The organism is Variovorax sp. J22R115, from assembly GCF_030317005.1.
GTDB lineage: Bacteria > Pseudomonadota > Gammaproteobacteria > Burkholderiales > Burkholderiaceae_C > Variovorax.
Genome location: NZ_JASZYM010000014.1, coordinates 150,301 through 171,141, shown reverse-complemented (window position 1 = coordinate 171,141; position 20,841 = coordinate 150,301). Strand labels below are relative to the sequence as shown.

Here is a 20,841-nt window from a genome sequence, read left to right as displayed (position 1 = left end):
TGCGAGCCAAAGTAGGCCGTTGGTGCGCGAATGTGAAGGAAAGGGTCCCGCGGGCGCTGGCGGAGACCTTCCAGTCTTCAGGATGGCTGCGGCAACCGGGTGCCGCGAGGCTCGTGCGAGCCGGCTCTTCAGATCAAATGAGAAAGGGGAGGCGAGGCGCCTCCCCTTGCGCCTCAGTGACGGGCGCTTGCGTCCTGTCCGGGCTGCTGCTCGAAAGGCAGGACCATCGAGCCGAGGTCGCGGCGGGTCTCGACCAGCACCAGCGGACCTTCGTCGATCACGATCGCCGGCGGGCGTTCGCGCGGCACGTGCACCGGCTTGGGTTCCGCCGCGATCGCAGCGCGAACCTGTGCGACGCGTTCAGCGTCCGAATTGACCCAATGCAGGCCGGAGCCTTCCGCCACCTGGGCGAGTTCGTCCAGCGGTAGTTCGAAGGGCTGAATCTTCGGAAGAGCCCGGGAGGAGGCGGCGGTTTTCGCCTCCACGACGATGGGCGCCGCCACAGGGGCTGCGACGCGCTCAGGGCGCGCCATGACAGGCGGTGCCTCGACCTGAAGCGCGTCGTCCGCCTGGGCGGTCACGGGGGCAGCCGGAGCAGGCTGATTCACATCAGCGTCGTCGCGGGGGCTGCGCTCGCGGCGATCGCGGCCGTAGCGGTCCCGCGACCGGCCGCGGCGCTCTTCGCCGTCGCGGCGCGTTGCGGCATCGGGACCTTGGCCTTCGCCGATCGCGCCGGCACCCGTGGATGCGTTGGCGTCGACCGCTTGAGCTTGAGCTTCCACCGATGCCTCGTCAGACCGGGGGGTGCCTTCGTTGCGACGCTCGCGGCGTCCTTCGTTGCGCTCGCCACGGGGTGCGCGCTCTTCGCGACCGTTGCGCTGGCCGCGTTCGGCCGGAGCATCACCTTGCGAAGCTTGGACGTTAGTCTCGCCGGTGGTCTCGCCATTGCGTTCGCGCTGGGCGTCAGTGTTGCGCTCGCCGCGTTCCCCACGCTCACCGCGCTCACCGCGCTCCCGACGTTCGCCGCGACCGCGCGGTGCGCGTTCCGAAGGCGTAGCCGCTTCGTCGCCGGCGTTCGAGGCGATCGCTTGTGCGTCAAGTTGAATGTCGGTCGCCTCGGCCGGCAACTGGCGCGCTTCGCCGTCACGGCGTTCACCGCGTCCACGGCGCTCGCCTTCGCGAGGCGCGCGGGTGTCACGGGGCTCACGCGGCTCACGCACCTGGCCGTCATTGCGTGCTTCGCTACGAGTTTCACGTCCTTCGCGGCGCTCGCCCTCACGACGCTCGCCGGAGCGAGCCCCGCGGCGATCGCCGTCGCGGCCACCACGTCCTTCGCCGCGTCCACCGCGGCGCTGTTCGCCTTCGCGAGCGGTTCGCGGAGCTTCGCCGTCACGCCCGCCACGTCCTTCACGGCGCGGCTTCGGTGCCTCGATGGGAATGGCGACGGGGGCAGGCGCCGGCGCCGGCTCTGCACCGAACAGGCGCTTGATCCAGCCGAAAAAGCCGGTTTCGGCCGACTTGGCCACCGCAGGCGCGGCCGTAGCCGTCGTCGTGGGTGCCGGTGCGGCCACAGGCGGGCGCACCGTCTCGGGCTTCGGCACGGCGATTGGCGCCGGTGCATCGGGTAGCACCCCCTTGATCACCGGGGTCTGCTTGTTGGTCGGCTCCTGCGAGCGGCGCGTGACGGAGGTCGGGTCCTCGATCTCGTCGGCCATCTTGTAGCTGGCTTCGATGTGGTCGAGCCGTGGATCGTCGTGCTTGAGCCGTTCCAGCTTGTAGTTGGGGGTTTCGAGCGTCTTGTTGGGCACCATCAGCACGGTCACGCGCTGCTTGAGCTCGATCTTGGCGATCTCGGGGCGCTTCTCGTTCAACAGGAAGGAGGCCACTTCCACCGGCACCTGCACATGCACTGCGGCCGTGTTGTCCTTCATCGACTCTTCCTGAATGATGCGCAGGATCTGCAGCGCGCTCGATTCGGTGTCCCGGATGTGGCCCGAGCCGCCGCAACGGGGGCAGGGGATCGACGAGCCCTCGCTCAGCGCTGGCTTCAGGCGCTGGCGGCTCATTTCCATGAGGCCGAACTTGCTGATCGAGCCGAACTGGACGCGGGCGCGGTCTTGGCGCAGGGCATCTCGCAGGCGGCTTTCGACTTCGCGGCGGTTCTTCGACTCGTCCATGTCGATGAAGTCGATGACGATCAGGCCGCCCAGGTCACGCAGGCGCATCTGGCGCGCGACTTCGTCGGCGGCTTCGAGGTTGGTGCGGGTCGCGGTTTCCTCGATGTCGCCGCCCTTGATGGCTCGCGCCGAGTTCACATCGACGGAAACCAGTGCTTCGGTGTGGTCGATCACGATCGCGCCGCCGCTAGGCAGTTGCACGGTGCGAGCGTAGGCCGATTCGATCTGGTGCTCGATCTGGAAGCGGCTGAATAGCGCAGCGTCGTCCCGATAGCGCTTCACGCGGGCGGCATGTTCCGGCATCACGTGCGCCATGAACTGCTGTGCCTGGTCGTAGATGTCGTCGGTGTCGATCAGGATGTCGCCGATGTCGTGATTGAAGTAGTCACGGATCGCGCGGATGACCAGCGAGGATTCCTGGTAGATCAGGAAGGCGCCCTTGCCGCCCTTGGCTGCGCCGTCGATGGCGGTCCAGAGCTTGAGCAGGTAGTTCAGGTCCCACTGCAGTTCGGGCGCGGAGCGGCCGATGCCTGCGGTGCGGGCGATGATGCTCATACCCTTGGGGTATTCGAGCTGGTCCATCGCCTCCTTGAGTTCGGCGCGGTCGTCGCCTTCGATGCGCCGGCTGACACCGCCGCCGCGCGGGTTGTTCGGCATCAGCACGACGTAGCGGCCGGCCAGCGAAATGAAGGTGGTGAGGGCCGCGCCCTTGTTGCCACGCTCTTCTTTCTCGACCTGGACGACCAGTTCCTGGCCTTCCCTGATTGCATCCTGGATCCGGGCCTGGCTGGCCGAGACGCCTTCCGCGAAGTACTGCTTGGAGATTTCCTTGAACGGCAGGAAGCCGTGGCGGTCTTCGCCGTAGTCGACGAAGCAGGCTTCCAGCGACGGCTCGACGCGCGTCACCACGGCCTTGTAGATGTTGCCCTTGCGCTGTTCGCGCCCTTCGATCTCGATTTCGTAGTCGAGGAGCTTTTGTCCGTCGACGATGGCCAGGCGGCGTTCTTCAGCCTGCGTGGCGTTGATCAGCATCCGCTTCATGATGCGTTGTCCTTCTATTTCTGTCGTTCTACCGGTCCGTGACGGACCTAACGATGCACGGACGACGTCGCGCGAAACGAAGGAATTGCCTCTGTGCCCTGGCTGCCATGGCCGCCGCGCAAGCGCGGACAACCACCTCGAGTATCAAGTCGATGGCAGACGGGGTGGGGGCGCGTGGATGGGCGCGAGCCCGATGTGGTGTTGACTTGCTATATTTTTTATAGCTATTGGCGCAATGGTGGCGCGCTCTGCTGGCGATTCAATGCCTGATCTCGCTGGCGGCAGCCAGCGCAGGAGCAGTTGAATCAGTAGCATCAACACAAGGTACTCGCTTCGATCCGCCGGCAGCTTGTAGCCTGCCGGCTGGGGTATTCCGTATCGGTGTTTCGTGGGCGTCGGCTTGACTCGGATGCAGCGCCCGCCGCCTTGCGCTCTTGCGCGTGGCTTGCGAGTTCGGCATCAAAGCGGCATCGACCTCACAGCGCTTCCCGTGGTGCTCTAAACTTCTGATTAATCAAGCACTTACAAGACCGCGCTGGTGAAAAACATTATAGGTGCGAAGCCAAGCCCCGCGGCGGCAGAAGTTCGCTTTCTGACAGTCGACGGGGAATCTGCCGGCCAACGACTGGACAATTTCCTGTTTCGGCACCTCAAGGGTGTGCCCAAGACCCACGTCTACCGAATCATTCGCTCGGGAGAGGTGCGCATCAACAAGGGGCGCGCCCAGGCGGAGACGCGTCTCGCCGAGGGCGATGTGTTGCGGCTGCCTCCGGTGCGGGTGGCGGCCCGGTCGGAAGAGGGCGCGACCCCACCCGCGCCGGGTCGGGAGTTTCCCTTGTTGTTTGAGGACGACGCGCTGCTTGCCGTCAACAAGCCGGCGGGCGTCGCAGTCCATGGCGGGAGCGGAGTGAGCTTCGGAGTGATCGAGCAACTTCGAACGGCACGGCCCGCGGCCCGCTTCCTGGAACTCGTGCATCGCCTGGATCGCGAAACTTCAGGCATCCTGCTGGTCGCCAAGAAGCGCAGCGCGCTGACGGCCCTTCAGGATCAGTTTCGCGAGCGGGAGACCGGCAAGACCTATCTGGCGCTGGTCGAAGGCAACTGGCCCGCCAACAAGAAGGTGCTCGACGCGGCGCTTGCCAAATACCTGTTGCCCAGCCAAGCGGGCTCGGCAGAGGGGGAGCGGCGGGTGCGCGTCGTCGCCAAGGACCATCCCGATGCGATGCGCGCCGTCACACTGGTCAAGGTTTTGGCGCGATTCGCCCTGCCCGGCGATGCTGCTTCCTTCTCGCTTCTGGCGGTCACCATCAAGACCGGCCGTACGCATCAGATTCGCGTGCACCTGGCGTCGGCCGGCCATGCGATCGCCGGTGACGACAAGTACGGCGACTTCGAGCGCAACCGTGCGCTCCAGAAAGTCGGCCTCAAACGCATGTTCCTGCACGCCTGGCGCCTGCAGTTCACCCATCCTGCGAGCGGAGAGCGCATGGCACTTCAGGCAGACCTGCCGCCGGAACTGCATGCCTTGATGCCCCCCATCGCGCTCGACGCGCTCGCGGCCCATCCTTCGACAACGCCCCATGACTGATATCCGTCCCCGCCGTTTCGATCTGATCGCCTTCGATTGGGACGGGACCCTGTACGACTCCACGCGCCTCATCGTTCGCTGCATCCAGGCCGCAGTGGTCGACGTCGGCGGAGCCAAGCCCAGCGAGAACGACGCTGCGTGGGTCATAGGCCTCGGCTTGGCCGAGGCGCTCGCCCGCGCCGCGCCCGACGTGCCCAAGGAAAAGTACGCCGAACTCGGTGCGCGCTACCGCTACCACTATCTCCAGCACCAGGATGACGTCGTGTTGTTCGATGGTGTCCTGCCGATGCTCGATGCACTTCGGGAGCGGGGCTACAAGCTCGCGGTGGCCACCGGCAAGTCGCGCCGCGGCCTGAACGAAGCGCTGGCCACCGTTGCCCTGCGTGAACGATTCGATGCCTCCCGCACCGCCGACGAAACGTTCGGCAAGCCGCACCCGCGCATGCTGCTGGAACTGATGGACGAACTCGACGTGCCAGCCGACCGAACCCTGATGATCGGCGACACGACGCACGATCTGCAACTCGCGATCAACGCCGGCTGCGCGAGCGTGGGCGTGTCCTACGGCGCGCATGAACCCGACACCTTCGACGCGTTGGCGCCGCTGCACGTGGCGCATTCGGTTTCCGGATTGGCGGAGTGGCTTCTGGCGAACGCATGAAAATCCGTCCATGAGCGAATGCATTCCTCTCTGCAATGCCTCCGATCTGGTCGAAGGCGGCCGAGCCGTGCCATTCGACGTCCTGCATGGTGGTGAGACTTGCCGGGCGTTTGCGGTTCGCTTCGAGGGGGTGGCGCATGCCTACCTCAACCGTTGCAGCCACGTAGCGATGGAGCTGGACTTCCAGCCCGATCGCTTCTTCGATGACAGCGGCCAATGGCTCCTGTGCGCCACCCATGGCGCTGTCTACAGGCCGGACACCGGCGAGTGCGCTGGCGGGCCGTGCCGCGGAGGGCTGGTGAAGATCGCTCTCAGCGAACGTGACGGCGTGGTGCACTGGCATACTGCCTGGAACCTCCAACCCCTCGCTTTCTGAGATGACCGATTCCAACCGCACGGAGCCCGAAGGTTTCGAGCCCTTCGAGCGCGCCGCGCCCATTCCTTCCGCGCAAGGCGGACCAAGAAGCATGTCCAAGAACGACCCGACGCTGCAGTCCGGCTGGGAGCGCGCAACGCTGGAAAAACTGGCCTTCGCCTCACTGCGCGAACAGAGGGCCACGCGCCGCTGGAAAACCTTCGTGCGGCTGAGTTGGCTTGCCTTCTTCATTTTCCTGGCGTGGTTCGCCTTGTCGCGCGGAACGCCGGCGACGGCCAAGGCGACGGCCCACACCGCCGTGATCGAGATCAAGGGCGAAATCGCCAGCGGCGCGGACGCCAGCGCCGAGTTCGTAGTCGCGGCCATGAAGACCGCTTTCGAGGACGAAGGCGCCAAGGGCGTCGTGCTGCTCATCAACTCGCCGGGCGGCAGTCCTGTGCAGGCCGGCATCATCAACGACGAGATCAAGCGCCTGCGGGCCAAGTACAACAAGCCCGTCTACGCGGTGGTCGAGGAGACCTGCGCGTCGGCCGCGTATTACATCGCCGCTGCCACCGACAAGGTCTTCGTCGACAAGGCGAGCATCGTCGGAAGCATCGGCGTGCTGATGGACGGTTTCGGATTCACGGGCCTCATGGACAAGGTCGGCGTGGAGCGCCGGCTCCTGACGGCCGGCGAGAACAAGGGATTCCTGGATCCGTTCAGCCCGATGAGCGACGCCCAGCGCGCCCACGCGCAGCAGATGCTCGACCAGATCCACACGCAGTTCATCGACGTGGTCAAGACCGGGCGCGGCGACCGGCTGAAGGCCGGCACGCCCGGCCTCTTCAGTGGCCTTTTCTGGAGCGGCCAGCAGGCGGTCGAGCTGGGTCTGGCGGACCAACTCGGCAACGTCGACTTCGTTGCGCGCGAAGTGATCAAGGCCGAGGAAGTCATCGACTACACGCGCCGCGACAACGTGGCCGAGAAGCTCGCCAAGAAATTCGGCGCCGCATTGGGCGACGCCTCCGTCCGCGCGATGCGCACGGCGCCCGCGCTGCGTTGATTCAGGGGACGTCGGCGTAGCGAGCCGACGCGGCTAGGGCTGCAGCAAACGCCACCACCACGTAGAGCGCCACGGTCAGTGAGCTGACCTGGGCCAGGAAGCCGATCACCGGCGGACCCGCCATGAAGCCCAGATATGCCGCCGCCGATACTGCGGCGATGCCGCGCGCCGGCTCGACCCCGGGCACGCGTGCGGACGTCGCGAAGAGGATGGGCACCACGTTGGCGAACCCGACGCCCACGCCCGCAAAACCGGCCAATGCCAGCCAGGGTAGGTTGGTGATCAGCACCAGGGTCATGGACGCCGCTGCCAGCAATGCGCTGCCACGAAGCAGCACGGCCGGTGCGAAGCGCGCCCGCATCGCATCGCCGCCGAAGCGCGCCATCGCCATCGCGGCCGAGAAACTGGCGTAAGCCAGTGCCGCCTGCTGCTGGGGGCTGCCCAGTTCCTGGTGGAGATAGAGCACGCTCCAGTCGTAGATGGCGCCCTCTGCAATCAGTCCCAACGCAGCCAGCAGGCCGAGGACGGCCAGGGTGCCTCGCGGCAATCGGAAGCCATGGCCATCGCTGCTGAACGCCGTCGATTCCTTTGGCAGCATCCAGCGGGCGGATACGGCAATCGAAAGCGCCATCGCCGTGGCAACCAGCATCAAGTGGTGTTGCTGCGCCATTCCCGACGCTATGGCCGCACCGCCGGTCATGGCGCCGACCATCCCACCCAGGCTGAACATGCCGTGCATGCCGCTCATCAAGGGCTTGCCACCGCGGAGTTCGAGTTGCGCGGCTTCCGTATTGATTGCCACATCGAACACGCTCGTCACGATGCCGAACACGACGAGCAAGCCAAGCAAGGCCGCGTAGGCCGGCATGACCAGCAGGCCGGCAAGGAGCAAGGCGTAGACGGTGCCGCAAACGCCAGCCATGGATCGGGCGCCGTGACGGCCGATCCAGCGGCTGGCCTGCGTCAGGCCCAGCAGGGCGCCAACGCCCGCCGCGAGCATGGCGAGGCCGAGTTCGGCTTCGTTGACGCCGTAGTGGGCTTTCACCGTAGGGATGTGCACCCCCCATGTCGCGAAAACGAAGCCGGAGCCGAAGAACTGCGTGCGCGAGGCCCAGCGCATGCGTGCGGGGAAATCCATCATCAGGTTGGACAGCGCTAGCGGCCGATGGCGAATACGGCAGGCGCCCGTTCGTCGGCCGGTGATGGCTTGGCCCGCCATGCCTTCACGGTTTCGCTTCGTACCTGGGAGGACGCCAGCGTGAGCCCTCGGGCTACCGCGAGACGCGTGTTGTGCTGCAACGTCTGGGTAAGCGCGTGCAGCAAGGCTGTGTTGCGGTAGGGTGTCTCGATGAAGAGCTGGGTCTGGCCGGTCTTGAGCGCCAGGGCCTCGAGTTCGCGGATGCGCTGCGCGCGCGCGTCGGCATCCTGCGGCAGATAGCCGACGAATGCGAAGTTCTGGCCGTTGAGGCCGCTCGCGGCCAGCGCCAGCAGGACCGACACGGGCCCCGTCAGCGGGACCACGGTGATGCCCATTTCATGCGCTGCCTTGGCAACCGACGACCCGGGGTCCGCGACGGCCGGCATGCCAGCTTCGCTGAGCAGCCCGACATCGTGGCCTTCCAGCGCGGCAGCGAGGAGTGGACGCGCATCGAACTGTCCCGCGTGATCACCCTTCTTGTGCACTTCGCGCGGCAGTTCCTGGATCTGCTGGGCCTGCAGCGGGGCCGCGAGCGGTACGACGGAGTCGATGCGTTTGAGATAGGCGCGTGCAGACTTGGCGTTCTCGCAGATCCAGTGCGTGATTCGTGCGGCTGCCTGCAGCGTGCCGAGCGGCAAAGCGTCCTGGAGCGGCGCCTGCTCGTCGCACCCGAAATCGAGCGGGGCGGGGACGAGGTAGAGCTTTCCGCGGCTCGGCGTATTCACAGCAGGTCGACTCCCGCCGCACGCAGCATCTTCGCGGTGCGAATCAACGGCAGGCCCACCAGGGCGGTCGGGTCGTCGCTGTCGATGGCGTCGAGCAGGGCGATGCCGAGGGCTTCGCTCTTGGCGCTGCCGGCGCAGTCATACGGCTGTTCTGCATTCAGATAGGCCTCGATCGCCGCATCGCTCAAGTCCCGAAAGACCACGCGTACCGGCGCCAGGTCGCGCTGGACGAAGCCCGTGGCCTGGCAGACAACGGCGACGGCCGTCTGAAAGATGAGTGTCTGGCCGCGCATGCGCCGCAGTTGGGCGGTGGCGCGCGCATGGTCGCCGGGCTTGCCCAGGGGCTCGCCGGCGAGGTCGGCGACCTGGTCGGAGCCGATCACGACCGCATCGGGAAAGCGGCGGGCGATCGCGTTCGCCTTCTCCAGCGCGAGGCGTTCAGCCAGTGCGCGGGGCGTTTCGCCAGGGAGCGGCGTCTCGTCGACTTCCGGCGATTGGACATCGAAGGGAAGGCGCAGGCGCCCAAGAAGTTCGCGGCGGTAGCGCGAGGTCGAAGCAAGGATGACATTGCGTTGCATGGGCCACGATTGTGCGTGAGCGGTTTAGACTGATGCGAATGACCAGAGAATTTGCCCCTCGGCGGCTCGACGTGAACGGCTTTGCCGAAGCCGCAGCCCCCATTTCCGGAATCGATCCGCTTCAGTCGTACGAGCGCCTGAGTGCGGAATTGGCCTCGCCGGCCGCGGACCTGACCGTCGAATGGACGGCCGTTGGCCAGCGCCGCAGCGGTGCTGCCGGCTCCCCAATTTCCTGGTTGCACCTGACGGCGGGCGCCAAGGTTCCCCTGATCTGCCAGCGTTGCCTAACGCCCGTCGATGTGGATCTGGCTGTCGACCGCTGGTTCCGCTTTGCCGCCGACGAGGCCACCGCCGCGGCCGAGGACGAAGAGGCCGAGGAAGACGTCCTGGTGGCGAGCCGCGAATTCGATCTCCATGCCCTGATCGAGGACGAGTTGCTGATGGACATCCCCGTCACGCCGCGACATGAAGTCTGTCCGGAGCCGATGAAGCTTTCTGCCGTGGACCCCGACTTCGACGCTGCGGAAGCCGCTCGCCCGAACCCTTTTGCCGTGCTCGGCAACTTGCGTTCGGACAAGCCCAAATAGGTCGCCGATACCCCGCTCTGGTGTCCGATGCCGTCCTGGGCTATAATCATGGGCTTCGCGCGCGCCGCCGATAACGCATTACAAGCTTTGCAAGCGTTACCGCCGCCCCGCATGCACACCCACCCAACCGAATACTTCCAGGAGCCAGCATGGCCGTCCAGCAAAACAAGAAGTCGCCGTCGAAGCGCGGCATGCATCGTTCGCACAACGCCCTGGGCGTGCCCGGCATTGCCGTCGAGCCCACCACCGGCGAAACGCATCTGCGTCACCACATCAGCCCGAACGGCTTCTATCGCGGCCGCAAGGTGCTCAAGACCAAGTCTGAAGCCTGATCTTCGTTTCAAGGCCAGGGCCCGAAGCTACTTTTGCCGTAGCGTCGGGCCTTTGTTTTGATGGTCACGCCTTCCGAAATCTCTCCTGCGCCGTCTGTGATCACGCTGGCCGTTGATTGCATGGGCGGCGACCATGGGCCGCGCGTCACGCTTGCGGCCTGCCGCGCATTTCTCGAGCGCCACGCCGAAGCGTCGTTGCTTCTCGTCGGTGCGCCGGCGGCATTGGCTGGCTTCGCGCATCCTCGAGCCACGGTCATCGCGGCCAGCGAAGTGGTCGGGATGGACGATCCCATCGAGGTGGCGCTGCGCAAGAAGAAGGACTCGTCCATGCGAGTCGCCATTCAGCAGGTCAAGGACGGCGCCGCCCAAGCCGCGATCTCGGCCGGAAATACCGGCGCACTGATGGCCATCGCGCGCTACTTGCTGAAAACGCTGGATGGAATCGATCGGCCGGCCATCGCGCCTCAGTTGCCCAACAGCAAGGGTGGGGCGACGACAGTGCTCGATCTGGGCGCCAACGTCGATTGCGATGCCGAAGACCTGCTGCAGTTTGCCGTTCTCGGCTCCGCGCTGGTGTCTGCCTTGACGGGGAACGAGTCCCCAACGGTGGGCTTGCTCAATGTTGGCGAAGAAGCCATCAAGGGCAGCGAAACCATCAAGAAGGCCAGCCAACTGCTGCGAAAAGCGGCGAGTTCCCAAGATTTGAATTTCTACGGCAACGTGGAAGGCAACGACATTTTCAAGGGAACGACAGATATCGTTGTTTGTGACGGCTTCGTTGGCAATGTCACGTTAAAGGCGACCGAGGGCGTCGCCTCCATGATCGTTGACTTCTTGCGAATCGAATACTCGAACGGTATCTTCAGCAAATTTGCTGCAATCGTTTCCTATCCGGTCCTAAAAGCGCTTAAGCGGAGGCTGGATCATCGACGGTACAACGGTGCGGCTCTTTTGGGGCTTCGTGGTCTTGTGTTCAAGAGCCACGGCTCCGCGGACGAAGTGGCCTTCGGCCACGCGCTGGATCGCGCTTATGATGCCGCTCGCAACAACCTGCTCGATCGTGTGCGGGCCCGCATCGCCCACGCCGCGCCCCTGCTCGCGCGGCAAGAATCGGCGGCGCCGGCCGACGCGGCGGCGCTCCACGTTTGATGACTCCTTTTTCTCGAATCACAGGCACCGGCAGCTATCTGCCCCCGCGCCGTGTGACCAATGACGACCTCACCCGGGATCTGGCCGCACGCGGCATCGAAACCTCGGATCAGTGGATCATCGAGCGCACCGGCATCCGCGCCCGACATTTCGCGGCACCCGACGTCGCGAGCAGCGACCTCGGACTGGAAGCCGCCAAGCAGGCGCTGGAAGCTGCGGGCCGAAGCGCGAGCGACATCGATCTGATCATCGTCGCGACCTCGACGCCCGACATGGTGTTTCCCTCGTCGGCTGCCATCCTCCAGAACAAGCTGGGGATTGCAGGGTGCCCGGCGTTCGACGTGCAGGCAGTCTGCAGCGGCTTCGTGTATGCGCTGACGGTGGCGGACGCGATGATCCGCACGGGCAGTGCCAAGTGCGCGTTGGTCGTGGGCACCGAGGTGTTTTCCCGCATCCTCGACTTCAACGACCGCACCACCTGTGTGCTGTTCGGCGACGGCGCCGGGGCAGTGGTCCTCGAAGCCAGCGAAGAGCCCGGCATTCTGGCGAGCGACTTGCACGCCGATGGCAAGCACGTCGGCATTCTCTGCGTGCCCGGCCACGTGTCCGGCGGCTCTGTGCTCGGCACGCCCTTGCTCCACATGGATGGGCAAGCCGTGTTCAAGCTGGCCGTGCGAGTCCTCGAGGAAGCCGCGCGTACCACGCTGCAAAAGGCGGGTAAGACAGAAGCGGACATCGACTGGCTGATCCCCCATCAAGCCAACATCCGGATCATGGAAGGCACGGCGAAGAAGCTGAAGCTGGCACGCGAGAAGCTGATCGTGACCGTCGACGAACACGGCAACACTTCGGCAGCCTCGATTCCGCTGGCGTTGGACAACGCAGTTCGCTCGGGCAAGGTGAAGAAGGGCGACACGCTGATGCTCGAAGGCGTTGGTGGCGGCTTCACCTGGGGCGCGGTCCTGCTCAACTACTAATACAGTGCGTTGCCCAAGTGGCAGCGGCGCGATTGGAGACACAACAATGAAGTCCTTCGCTTTCGTCTTTCCGGGTCAGGGCTCGCAGGCCGTCGGCATGCTCGACGCTTGGGGCGATCACCCCGCAGTGCTTGAAACGCTGCGCGAGGCATCCGACGCCCTGGACGAAGATGTCGCCCGCCTGATTCATGAGGGTCCCAAGGAGGTCCTGGCCCTGACGACCAACACGCAACCCGTGATGCTCATTGCTGGCGTTGCCGCCTGGCGCGCCTGGTTGGCCGAAGGTGGAGACAAGCCGTCGGTCGTCGCGGGTCATTCGCTCGGCGAGTATTCCGCGCTGGTGGCTTCCGGAGTCCTGACGCTGGCTCAAGCGGCGCCACTGGTGCGTTTTCGCGCCCAGGCGATGCAGCAGGCCGTGCCGATCGGAGTGGGCGCCATGGCGGCCATTCTGGGCATGGATGCGGACAAGGTGAAGGCCGGCTGCGCCGAAGTGACGGCTGGATTCGGCGCTGGCAGCGTCGAGGTCGTGGAGGCGGTGAACTTCAACGATCCGATGCAGACGGTGATCGCCGGAAGCAAGGCGGCCGTCGACAAGGCCTGTGAAGTGTTGAAGGCCAATGGCGCCAAGCGCGCGCTTCCCTTGCCGGTTTCGGCCCCCTTCCATTCGAGCCTGATGAAGCCGGCGGCCGAGGCGCTGCGGGAGCGTCTGGCGTCGGTCAGCCTGGCAGCGCCCGAGATTCCCGTCATCAACAACATCGACGTGACCATCGAAACCGATCCCGATCGGATTCGCGATGCCCTGGTGCGCCAGGCTGCGGGTCCGGTCCGTTGGGTCGAAACCGTGCAGGCACTGAAAGCGCGTGAGGTCTCCGCCGTCGTCGAATGCGGCCCGGGCAAGGTCCTGGCCGGCATGGCCAAGCGCATCGCGCCGGAGCTTGGTGCGGCTTCAGTCTACGACCCGGCAACCCTTGCCGAAACCAGACAACTGCTCACTGCCTGAGCATTGAGCCTCGAGGTCACTTTCATGAGTACTCCCAAATTCGAAGGCCAGGTTGCGCTGGTCACTGGCGCGTCCCGCGGAATCGGCGCCGCCATTGCGCTGGAACTGGCCCAACGCGGCCTCAAGGTCATTGGCACCGGCACCACGGAAGAAGGGGCCGCGAAGATCACGTCCGCCCTGAGTGCCTACGATGGCCGCGGCTGTGCGCTGGACGTCAATGACGGCGCAGCGGTCGAGGCGCTGATCGATGAGATCGTCAAGGTCTACGGCGCCGTCCACGTGCTGGTCAACAACGCCGGCATCACCCGCGACACCCTGGCGATGCGCCTCAAGGACGCTGACTGGGACGCGGTGCTGGACACCAACCTGAAAGCGGTTTTCCGTCTCTCGCGAGCGGTCATCCGTCCGATGATGAAGCAGCGCTACGGCCGCATCATCAGCATCACCAGTGTGGTGGGCGCCTCCGGCAATGCAGGCCAGGCCAACTACGCGGCTGCAAAGGCCGGCGTGGCGGGCATGACCCGTGCGCTGGCGCGCGAACTCGGCAGCCGCAGCATCACCGTCAACTGCGTGGCTCCAGGTTTCATCGAAACCGACATGACGGCCAGCCTCCCCGAAGCGCAACAACAGGCCCTGCTCGCGCAGATTCCGCTCGGCCACCTCGGCAAACCAGCCGACATCGCCCACGCGGTCGCTTTTCTGGCCTCTCCCCAGGCCGCGTACGTCACGGGGCAGGAACTGCACGTGAACGGCGGCATGCACATGTAAGTGCGCTGAGCAATACCTTTCACCGACGGCCGTGCGGCAAATGCCACAATGCGGCCGGCTAAAATCCACCGATTACCTACAACCCTCAGAGGGAACCAAATGAGCGATATCGAAGCACGTGTCAAGAAAATCATTGCCGAACAACTCGGCGTGGAAGAGTCCCAAGTCACCAACGAAAAGGCCTTCGTGGCTGACCTCGGCGCGGACTCGCTCGACACGGTCGAACTCGTGATGGCGCTCGAAGACGAGTTCGGCATCGAGATCCCGGACGAAGACGCCGAGAAGATCACGACGGTGCAGAACGCCGTCGATTACGCCACCAAGAATCAAAAGGCCTGATCGGCCACGCTGAGTCACCGTTCCTTCGGTCCGCAGCCCCAACGCTCGCGCATACCGTATAACGGCCTCAGTGCTCCCAGAAAGGTTTGCCGGCATGACCAAACGCCGCGTCGTCGTGACCGGACTCGGTTGCCTCGCTCCTGTCGGAAACACCGTTGCCGAATCCTGGGCCAATTTGCTGGCCGGGAATTCGGGCATCGACACCATCACCAAGTTCGACGTGAGCGGCTTCTCCTGCAAGTTCGCGGGCGAGGTGAAGGGTTTCGACATCAAGGAATACATCCCCGAGAAGGAAGCGCGCCACATGGACCGCTTCATCCATCTCGGGCTCGCTGCCGCGATTCAGGCGGTACAGGACAGCGGCCTGCCCACGGGTGACGCGCTGTCAGAAGAAGATGCGGTCCGCATCGGCTGCAACATCGGTTCCGGCATCGGGGGCCTGCCCTTGATCGAGGACACGCACGCCGAACTGGTCGCGCGGGGTCCGCGCCGCGTGTCGCCCTTCTTCGTACCGGCATCGATCATCAACATGATCTCGGGGCATGTCTCGATCAAGTACGGCTTCAAGGGCCCGAACATCGCAGTCGTGACCGCGTGCACCACCGGCTTGCATGCCATCGGCACGTCCGCCCGAATGATCGAGTACGGCGATGCCGACGTGATGATTGCGGGCGGCTCGGAGTCGACGGTATCGCCGCTCGGCCTGGGTGGGTTTGCTGCGGCTCGCGCCCTGTCGACCCGCAACGACGATCCCAAGACGGCTTCCCGCCCTTGGGACAAGGACCGCGACGGGTTCGTGCTGGGCGAGGGCGCCGGCGTGCTGGTGCTCGAGGAGTACGAACACGCTAAGGCTCGCGGCGCCAAGATCTATGCGGAAGTCTCCGGCTTCGGCATGAGCGGCGACGCCTACCACATGACCGCGCCCAACGTGGACGGCCCACGCCGTTCCATGGCCATGGCGCTGGCGAACGCGGGCGTCAACGCCGATGAGGTCCAGTACGTCAATGCCCACGGCACCTCGACGCCGCTGGGCGACCTGAACGAAACCAACGCGATCAAGAATGCCTTCGGCGACCACGCCAAGAAGCTGATCGTGAATTCGACGAAGTCGATGACCGGGCACCTGCTTGGCGGCGCCGGCGGCATCGAATCGGTGTTCACCGTTCTGGCGCTGCACCACCAGAAGAGCCCGCCGACGATCAACATCTTCAACCAGGATCCGGAGTGCGATCTCGACTACTGCGCCAATGAGGCGCGCGATCTGAAGATCGACGTGGCGGTCAAGAACAACTTTGGATTCGGCGGCACCAACGGCACGCTGGTGTTCAAGCGCGTTTGAATCTTTTCGTCTCATGCACAGCGCCCCATCGGTGAACTACCCGGTGGGGCGTTCTCGCTATGCGGAGCGGCTTCTGCTGGGTCTTTGGGCCCTTGGTGTCCTCGGTGTGACCGTCGCTTGCGTCCAGGCGGCCGGGTTCGACTGGCGGCAAGGGATATTGGCGCTCAGCGCGGCTGTCGCCGGTCTTGCCGCATGGACCGGCGTCCTTCGATGCACGGACCCGGCCGATCTGAGCTTTGACGGCCAACATTGGTCGATCTCGGGCCATGCGGCGCTTCGAGCCGCACAGGCCAATGTCGTGCTCGACCTGCAAGCCTTGCTGCTGGTGCACCTATCAGAGCCCGCGCGGGCGCGACGCTGGGTCTGGGTCGACCGGCGGGCCATGCCGGAACGCTGGCGCGATTTGCGCCGTGCGCTATATTCGCGCGCGCCTTCGCCGGAGCCGACCGCCCAAAAGGCCGATTCGAAGGGCGTCGACGTGAATCATTCCTCCTCATGACAGCTTCGCTACCCCCGGTGCCACCGGACGCCGGCCTGACCGATGAGCCCGCCGCGGGAGCGAGGCCGGGCGAGGTCGACTTTCAGCTGGTCCAGCGCACCGTCGCGGGGGACCAGAAGGCCTTCGAGCTGCTTGTCATCAAGTACCAGCGCCGGATCGAGCGGCTGATCGGCCGCATGGTCCGCGACGTGAACCTGGTCGAGGACATCGCGCAGGAGACCTTCATCCGCGCCTATCGCGCCCTTCACCAGTTTCGGGGCGAGGCCCAGTTCTACACCTGGCTCTACCGGATTGCCGTCAACACGGCCAAGAAGGCTTTGGTCGACATGAAGCGCGACCCGACGGTTTCGGAAAGTGCCCTGCGTTCGTCTTCTGAAGACGAGGATGAAACTTACCGGCCCGGAAACGAACCAATCAGCGACGAGACCCCCGAATCCGTGATGGCTGCGAATGAAATTGCGGCAGCCGTCGAGGCAGCGATGGAAGCGCTGCCTGCCGAGTTGAGGCAGGCGGTGACGCTGCGCGAAATCGAAGGTATGAGTTACGAAGAGATTGCCGAGGTGATGAATTGTCCGATCGGCACGGTGCGGTCTCGGATTTTTCGGGCCCGCGAAGCTATTTCGGCGAGAGTCAAGCCCTTGCTGGACAACCAGTCCGGCAAGCGTTGGTAAGCAGGTGAATGAAATGAACAACACAAACACGGTCCACGAACAGGTCTCGGCGCTTGCCGACGGTCATTTGCAGGACGACGAGTTCGCCCAAGTGATTGACAAGCTCGGCGTCGACGACGACCTGAGGGCGACCTGGCAGACCTATCACCTGGTCGGGGACGTACTGCGCTCAGGCGTCCACGCGAGGTGCAGCGACACCTCGATTTTCCTGTCTCGGCTGCAGGGGCGGCTTGCAGTGGAATCCATGATCCCGTCCTCGATTCCTGTTCTCCCCAAGGCAGCTCCGGTCCGGCGGCACGTCGAGGCCGCCAACGAGCCGGTGTTCCGTTGGAAGCTGGTCGCCGGTGCGGCGTCCCTGGCTGCGGCGGCCGCCATCGGGTGGAATTGGGTCGGCGTGGGCGGCCTCGGAGCGTCCGGTGCTCAGTTGGCCTCGGTGCAGCAGGCGGCGCCGACGGTCGTGGCCGCCGCCCAGCCACCAGTCCAGGCCCTGACGCCGACGCGTGTCATGGTCGGCAACGGTAGTCCGCAGATCATGCTGCGCGATCCACGCCTGGATCAACTGCTGGAAGCGCATCAGCAAACGGGAGGTGCGTCGCAGATGCCCTCGGGCTTCCTGCGAAATGCGACGTTCGAGAGGCCGTCGCGCTGATCGCGCATATCCATCCGTTGCAATGATTGTTCCGATGCCGATTCCTGTGCGTGGATTTGTGACCCTGATGGCGGCCCTGTGCATGGCACAGGCCGCTGTGGCCCAGAGTCGGACTTCTTCGTCGCCACCCAAGACTCCGAGTTCATCGAATGCGGCGGGCGGCGAAGCGCCGACCTTGAGCGTGGTCGAATGGCTCCAGCGCATGCATACGGCCTCGCGCCAGCGCAGCTACATCGGGACCTTCGTCGTCTCCGCTGCGACGGGCACGCTCTCCAGTGCCCGCATCTGGCACGTGTCCGAGGGCGATCTCCAGATGGAGCGCATCGAGGCCTTGTCAGGCCCACCGCGCTCGACGTTCCGTCGCAACGACAAGGTCGTGACCTTCCTGCCCGAATCGAAGGTCGTCAAGAGCGAGAGGCGCGAGAACCTCGAACTGTTTCCCAACCTGCTGGGCAATCCCGATTCGTCCATCGCCGCGCTTTACGGGGTGCGCGTGATCGGCAAGGATCGCGTGGCAGGCTTCGACGCCGACGTCGTGCAGGTGGAGCCTCGCGACGGCTTCCGATTCGGCTACCGTGTCTGGAGCGAGCGCCGCTCGGGCCTAGTCGTCAAGCTGCAGACCATCGACGGCGAAAGCAAGGTGATCGAGCAGTCGGCGTTCTCCGAACTCCAACTCGATGCACCCATCAAGACGCACGCCCTGACCCAGATGATGAGCAGCACGGCAGGCTACCGCGTCGAGAAGTCCGAACTCGAGCGCACGACGGCGCAGAGCGAGGGCTGGTCGCTCAAGGCACCTGTTGCGGGTTTCAAACCCATCAACTGCTATCGACGTTCGATGGGCGGCGATGCGCGGGGCCACACCATGCAATGGACTTTCTCCGACGGGCTGGCTTCGGTCTCTCTGTTCGTCGAGCCCTACGACGCGCAGCGCAAGCCGCGGGAGGTCCTTCTTGCGCTCGGCGCCACCTACACGCTCACCCGTCGTCTGGTCGACAAGGACGGCGATTGGTGGTTGACTGCGGTTGGCGAAGTTCCGCCGGAAACACTCGACGCGTTCGCCCAGAGCCTGACGCGTGCACGGTAAGCCGGCGACTCGAGGCCTTTCGCCCGCGACCTCGCGAGCGTTCGCAGAATTTCTTTGTTCTAGTCCTAGTCTCAACGAAAGAAACCGATGATGTTCAAGTTCGAAGGGAACACATTCCGCTCATGTCTCATGGCCTGCGCCATGGTAGTTGCTTCGACCGCCGCGCTGCTGCCGTCAACACCCGCTCAAGCGCAGGCGCGCGTGCTCCCGGACTTCACCGATCTCGTCGACCAGGTCGGCCCGGCCGTGGTCAATATCCGCACCATCGAGAAAGTGGCGCAGGGAAGCGGCAGTGGCGAGATGGACGAGGAGATGCAGGAGTTCTTCCGCCGCTTCTTCGGTCAGCCGATGCCTGGCGTTCCGCGCCAGGGCCCGCGACCGAACCGTCCCCAGCAGCCCCAGGAGGAGGAGCGTCCGCGCGGTGTAGGCTCCGGCTTCATCCTGTCGTCCGACGGCTTTGTCATGACCAATGCGCACGTGGTCGACGGCGCATCCGAGGTGCTGGTGACCTTGCCTGACAAGCGTGAGTTCAAGGCGAAGATCATCGGCGCTGACAAGCGCACAGACGTGGCGGTCGTGAAGATCGACGCCACTGGCCTTCCGGCGGTCAGGGTCGGCGACGTTTCCAAGCTCCGTGTCGGCGAATGGGTGATGGCGATCGGCTCGCCGTTCGGCCTCGAGAACACCGTCACTGCCGGCATCGTGAGCGCCAAGCAGCGCGATACGGGCGACTACCTGCCCTTCATCCAGACCGACGTCGCCATCAACCCCGGCAATTCCGGCGGCCCGCTGATCAACATGCGTGGCGAAGTGGTCGGCATCAACAGCCAGATCTATTCGCGGTCCGGCGGCTTCATGGGCATCTCCTTCTCGATCCCGATCGACGAGGCGATTCGCGTGAGCGACGCACTGCGTCAGTTCGGACGGGTTTCGCGCGGCCGTATCGGCGTGCAGATCGATCAGGTCACGAAGGACGTGGCGGAGTCGATCGGACTTGGCAAGGCGCAGGGCGCTCTCGTGCGCGGGGTTGAATCGGGCTCGCCAGGCGAGAAGGCCGGCATCGAGCCGGGCGACATCATCACCAAGTTCGATGGCAAGTCCATCGACAAGCCGAGTGACTTGCCGCGCCTCGTCGGCAACACGAAGCCCGGTACGAAAAGCCTGGTCACGGTGTTCCGCCGTGGTAGTTCGCGCGACCTGAACGTGACCATCGCCGAGATCGAGCCCGAAAAGCCTGCCAAGCGTGTCGCGGATCGGGACGAGCCGGCCAACAAGCCGCCATCGGCCGCCACGAAGTCCATGGGGCTCGTGCTCAGTGACCTCACTGATGCGCAGAAGAAGGAGTTCAAGGTCAAGGGTGGCGTCAAGATCGACGCGGCCACCGATGCAGCTGCGCGAGCCGGCCTGCGCGAAGGCGATGTGATTCTCGCCATCAGCAACACCGAGATCGCCAGCGTCAAGGAATTCGAGACTGCCCTGGCGAAGAGCGAAAAGGGCAAGCCCGTCACCCTGCTGTTCCGCCGGGGCGACTGGGCGCAGTATGCGTTGATCCGGCCTTCACGCTGATCTCGCACGATGCGTCAAGTGGCCCCACCCGTCAGTCGGGTTTGGGGCCCGTTTTTTGGGACGCTGTCGCGTGCGGACAGCAGCATCATGAAATTTTTCTTGGCAGTCGAGCGGGTCGATTTTGGTTGGTATTCACTAACTTCAAAGTCCTCTAATGATGATTTTCGGTAGAATAGAGCCCCTTCGGGCATCAGTCGACGCATAAGCGACCCTGGAATCTTCACGATGCGAGATACCCGCAGCCCATCCACCGGCGTTCCACAGTTCGCCCACAAGTTGTTAAGGAAACGGTCCACCGATTCTGTTGATAAGCTGTTCATAAGTCCCATGTTGCTGACCTGCAACGACCGTCCCAGGGCTCCGGCCCGGCTGTACGCGCCCCCCTTTTTGCCTACAATGAAGTTCCAACTACTGCAGTTGCCATTGCTTGTTGGTTCAGGGCGCGTCTCTTGTGGACGCGCCCTTTTTTCTTGCCTGTCGCCTTCTGCG

Annotated in this window: 21 protein-coding genes; 17 read left to right on the top strand and 4 right to left on the bottom strand. The window is 64.7% G+C overall.

Going from position 1 to position 20,841, the window contains the following annotated elements:
- Window positions 1–173: 173 nt before the first annotated feature.
- Entirely contained in the window at window positions 174–3,218 is a 3,045-nt protein-coding gene (locus tag QTI04_RS24495) for an Rne/Rng family ribonuclease (protein ID WP_286617851.1), read from the bottom strand.
- 538 nt (window positions 3,219–3,756) lie between these two features.
- Between QTI04_RS24495 and QTI04_RS24490 the strand changes: the two genes are divergently transcribed.
- From QTI04_RS24490 to QTI04_RS24475, 4 genes are read left to right on the top strand one after another with little or no spacing between them, the layout of a single operon-like run.
- Window positions 3,757–4,806 carry an RluA family pseudouridine synthase gene (locus tag QTI04_RS24490; protein ID WP_286617850.1) on the top strand — a complete coding sequence of 350 codons (1,050 nt, stop codon included), beginning with the start codon at window positions 3,757–3,759 and terminating at the stop codon, window positions 4,804–4,806.
- Window positions 4,799–5,467 (top strand): HAD-IIIA family hydrolase, encoded by a 669-nt coding sequence (locus QTI04_RS24485; RefSeq protein WP_286617849.1) that lies wholly within the window; start codon window positions 4,799–4,801, stop codon window positions 5,465–5,467. The genes QTI04_RS24490 and QTI04_RS24485 overlap by 8 nt, the downstream gene beginning before the upstream one ends.
- A 10-nt stretch (window positions 5,468–5,477) precedes the next feature.
- Window positions 5,478–5,843 (top strand): Rieske 2Fe-2S domain-containing protein, encoded by a 366-nt coding sequence (locus tag QTI04_RS24480; RefSeq protein WP_286599403.1) that lies wholly within the window; start codon window positions 5,478–5,480, stop codon window positions 5,841–5,843.
- 1 nt (window position 5,844) lies between these two features.
- Window positions 5,845–6,888 (top strand): S49 family peptidase, encoded by a 1,044-nt coding sequence (locus tag QTI04_RS24475; RefSeq protein WP_286599405.1) that lies wholly within the window; start codon window positions 5,845–5,847, stop codon window positions 6,886–6,888.
- Window position 6,889: 1 nt separating this feature from the next.
- Here QTI04_RS24475 and QTI04_RS24470 read toward each other — a convergent pair whose 3' ends face one another.
- The 3 genes from QTI04_RS24470 to QTI04_RS24460 are packed head-to-tail and all read right to left on the bottom strand — an operon-like array spanning window position 6,890 to window position 9,389.
- Window positions 6,890–8,107 (bottom strand): MFS transporter, encoded by a 1,218-nt coding sequence (locus QTI04_RS24470; protein ID WP_336621901.1) that lies wholly within the window; start codon window positions 8,105–8,107, stop codon window positions 6,890–6,892.
- Complete coding sequence (locus QTI04_RS24465; RefSeq protein WP_286617848.1) at window positions 8,044–8,811, bottom strand: SAM-dependent methyltransferase; 768 nt, start codon at window positions 8,809–8,811, stop codon at window positions 8,044–8,046. The genes QTI04_RS24470 and QTI04_RS24465 overlap by 64 nt, the downstream gene beginning before the upstream one ends.
- Window positions 8,808–9,389, bottom strand: a complete 582-nt coding sequence (locus QTI04_RS24460) for a Maf family nucleotide pyrophosphatase (protein WP_286599407.1) — start codon at window positions 9,387–9,389, stop codon at window positions 8,808–8,810. The genes QTI04_RS24465 and QTI04_RS24460 overlap by 4 nt, the downstream gene beginning before the upstream one ends.
- A gap of 38 nt (window positions 9,390–9,427) precedes the next feature.
- Between QTI04_RS24460 and QTI04_RS24455 the strand changes: the two genes are divergently transcribed.
- From QTI04_RS24455 to QTI04_RS24395, 13 genes are all read left to right on the top strand, one after another.
- Window positions 9,428–9,976, top strand: coding sequence for a DUF177 domain-containing protein (locus QTI04_RS24455; RefSeq protein WP_286617900.1), 549 nt, complete (start codon window positions 9,428–9,430; stop codon window positions 9,974–9,976).
- 149 nt (window positions 9,977–10,125) lie between these two features.
- Window positions 10,126–10,308: a 50S ribosomal protein L32 gene (gene rpmF / locus QTI04_RS24450; protein ID WP_028248601.1), complete on the top strand. Its 183-nt coding sequence runs from the start codon at window positions 10,126–10,128 to the stop codon at window positions 10,306–10,308.
- A 96-nt stretch (window positions 10,309–10,404) separates the two neighbouring features.
- Entirely contained in the window at window positions 10,405–11,457 is a 1,053-nt protein-coding gene (gene plsX / locus QTI04_RS24445; RefSeq protein WP_286599408.1) for a phosphate acyltransferase PlsX, read from the top strand.
- The gene (locus QTI04_RS24440; protein WP_286617847.1) at window positions 11,457–12,434 is read left to right on the top strand and encodes a beta-ketoacyl-ACP synthase III; all 978 of its coding nucleotides are present in this window, start codon (window positions 11,457–11,459) and stop codon (window positions 12,432–12,434) included. Before plsX ends, QTI04_RS24440 begins: the two co-directional genes overlap by 1 nt.
- A 46-nt stretch (window positions 12,435–12,480) precedes the next feature.
- Window positions 12,481–13,434: an ACP S-malonyltransferase gene (gene fabD / locus QTI04_RS24435; RefSeq protein ID WP_286617899.1), complete on the top strand. Its 954-nt coding sequence runs from the start codon at window positions 12,481–12,483 to the stop codon at window positions 13,432–13,434.
- A 24-nt stretch (window positions 13,435–13,458) separates the two neighbouring features.
- Complete coding sequence (gene fabG, locus QTI04_RS24430) at window positions 13,459–14,202, top strand: 3-oxoacyl-ACP reductase FabG (protein ID WP_286599412.1); 744 nt, start codon at window positions 13,459–13,461, stop codon at window positions 14,200–14,202.
- A gap of 99 nt (window positions 14,203–14,301) precedes the next feature.
- Complete coding sequence (gene acpP / locus QTI04_RS24425) at window positions 14,302–14,541, top strand: acyl carrier protein (RefSeq protein ID WP_007830471.1); 240 nt, start codon at window positions 14,302–14,304, stop codon at window positions 14,539–14,541.
- 94 nt (window positions 14,542–14,635) lie between these two features.
- The gene (gene fabF / locus QTI04_RS24420; RefSeq protein ID WP_286599413.1) at window positions 14,636–15,880 is read left to right on the top strand and encodes a beta-ketoacyl-ACP synthase II; all 1,245 of its coding nucleotides are present in this window, start codon (window positions 14,636–14,638) and stop codon (window positions 15,878–15,880) included.
- Window positions 15,834–16,379, top strand: a complete 546-nt coding sequence (locus QTI04_RS24415; RefSeq protein ID WP_286617846.1) for a protein YgfX — start codon at window positions 15,834–15,836, stop codon at window positions 16,377–16,379. The genes fabF and QTI04_RS24415 overlap by 47 nt, the downstream gene beginning before the upstream one ends.
- Window positions 16,376–17,050 (top strand): RNA polymerase sigma factor RpoE, encoded by a 675-nt coding sequence (rpoE, locus tag QTI04_RS24410; RefSeq protein WP_286599415.1) that lies wholly within the window; start codon window positions 16,376–16,378, stop codon window positions 17,048–17,050. Before QTI04_RS24415 ends, rpoE begins: the two co-directional genes overlap by 4 nt.
- 13 nt (window positions 17,051–17,063) lie before the next feature.
- Window positions 17,064–17,699 (top strand): sigma-E factor negative regulatory protein, encoded by a 636-nt coding sequence (locus tag QTI04_RS24405; protein ID WP_286599417.1) that lies wholly within the window; start codon window positions 17,064–17,066, stop codon window positions 17,697–17,699.
- 22 nt (window positions 17,700–17,721) lie between these two features.
- A complete protein-coding gene (locus tag QTI04_RS24400; protein ID WP_286617845.1) occupies window positions 17,722–18,786 on the top strand; it encodes a MucB/RseB C-terminal domain-containing protein in 1,065 nt (354 codons plus the stop codon).
- An 87-nt stretch (window positions 18,787–18,873) separates the two neighbouring features.
- Window positions 18,874–20,352: a DegQ family serine endoprotease gene (locus QTI04_RS24395; protein WP_286599421.1), complete on the top strand. Its 1,479-nt coding sequence runs from the start codon at window positions 18,874–18,876 to the stop codon at window positions 20,350–20,352.
- The last annotated feature ends 489 nt before the right edge of the window (window positions 20,353–20,841 follow it).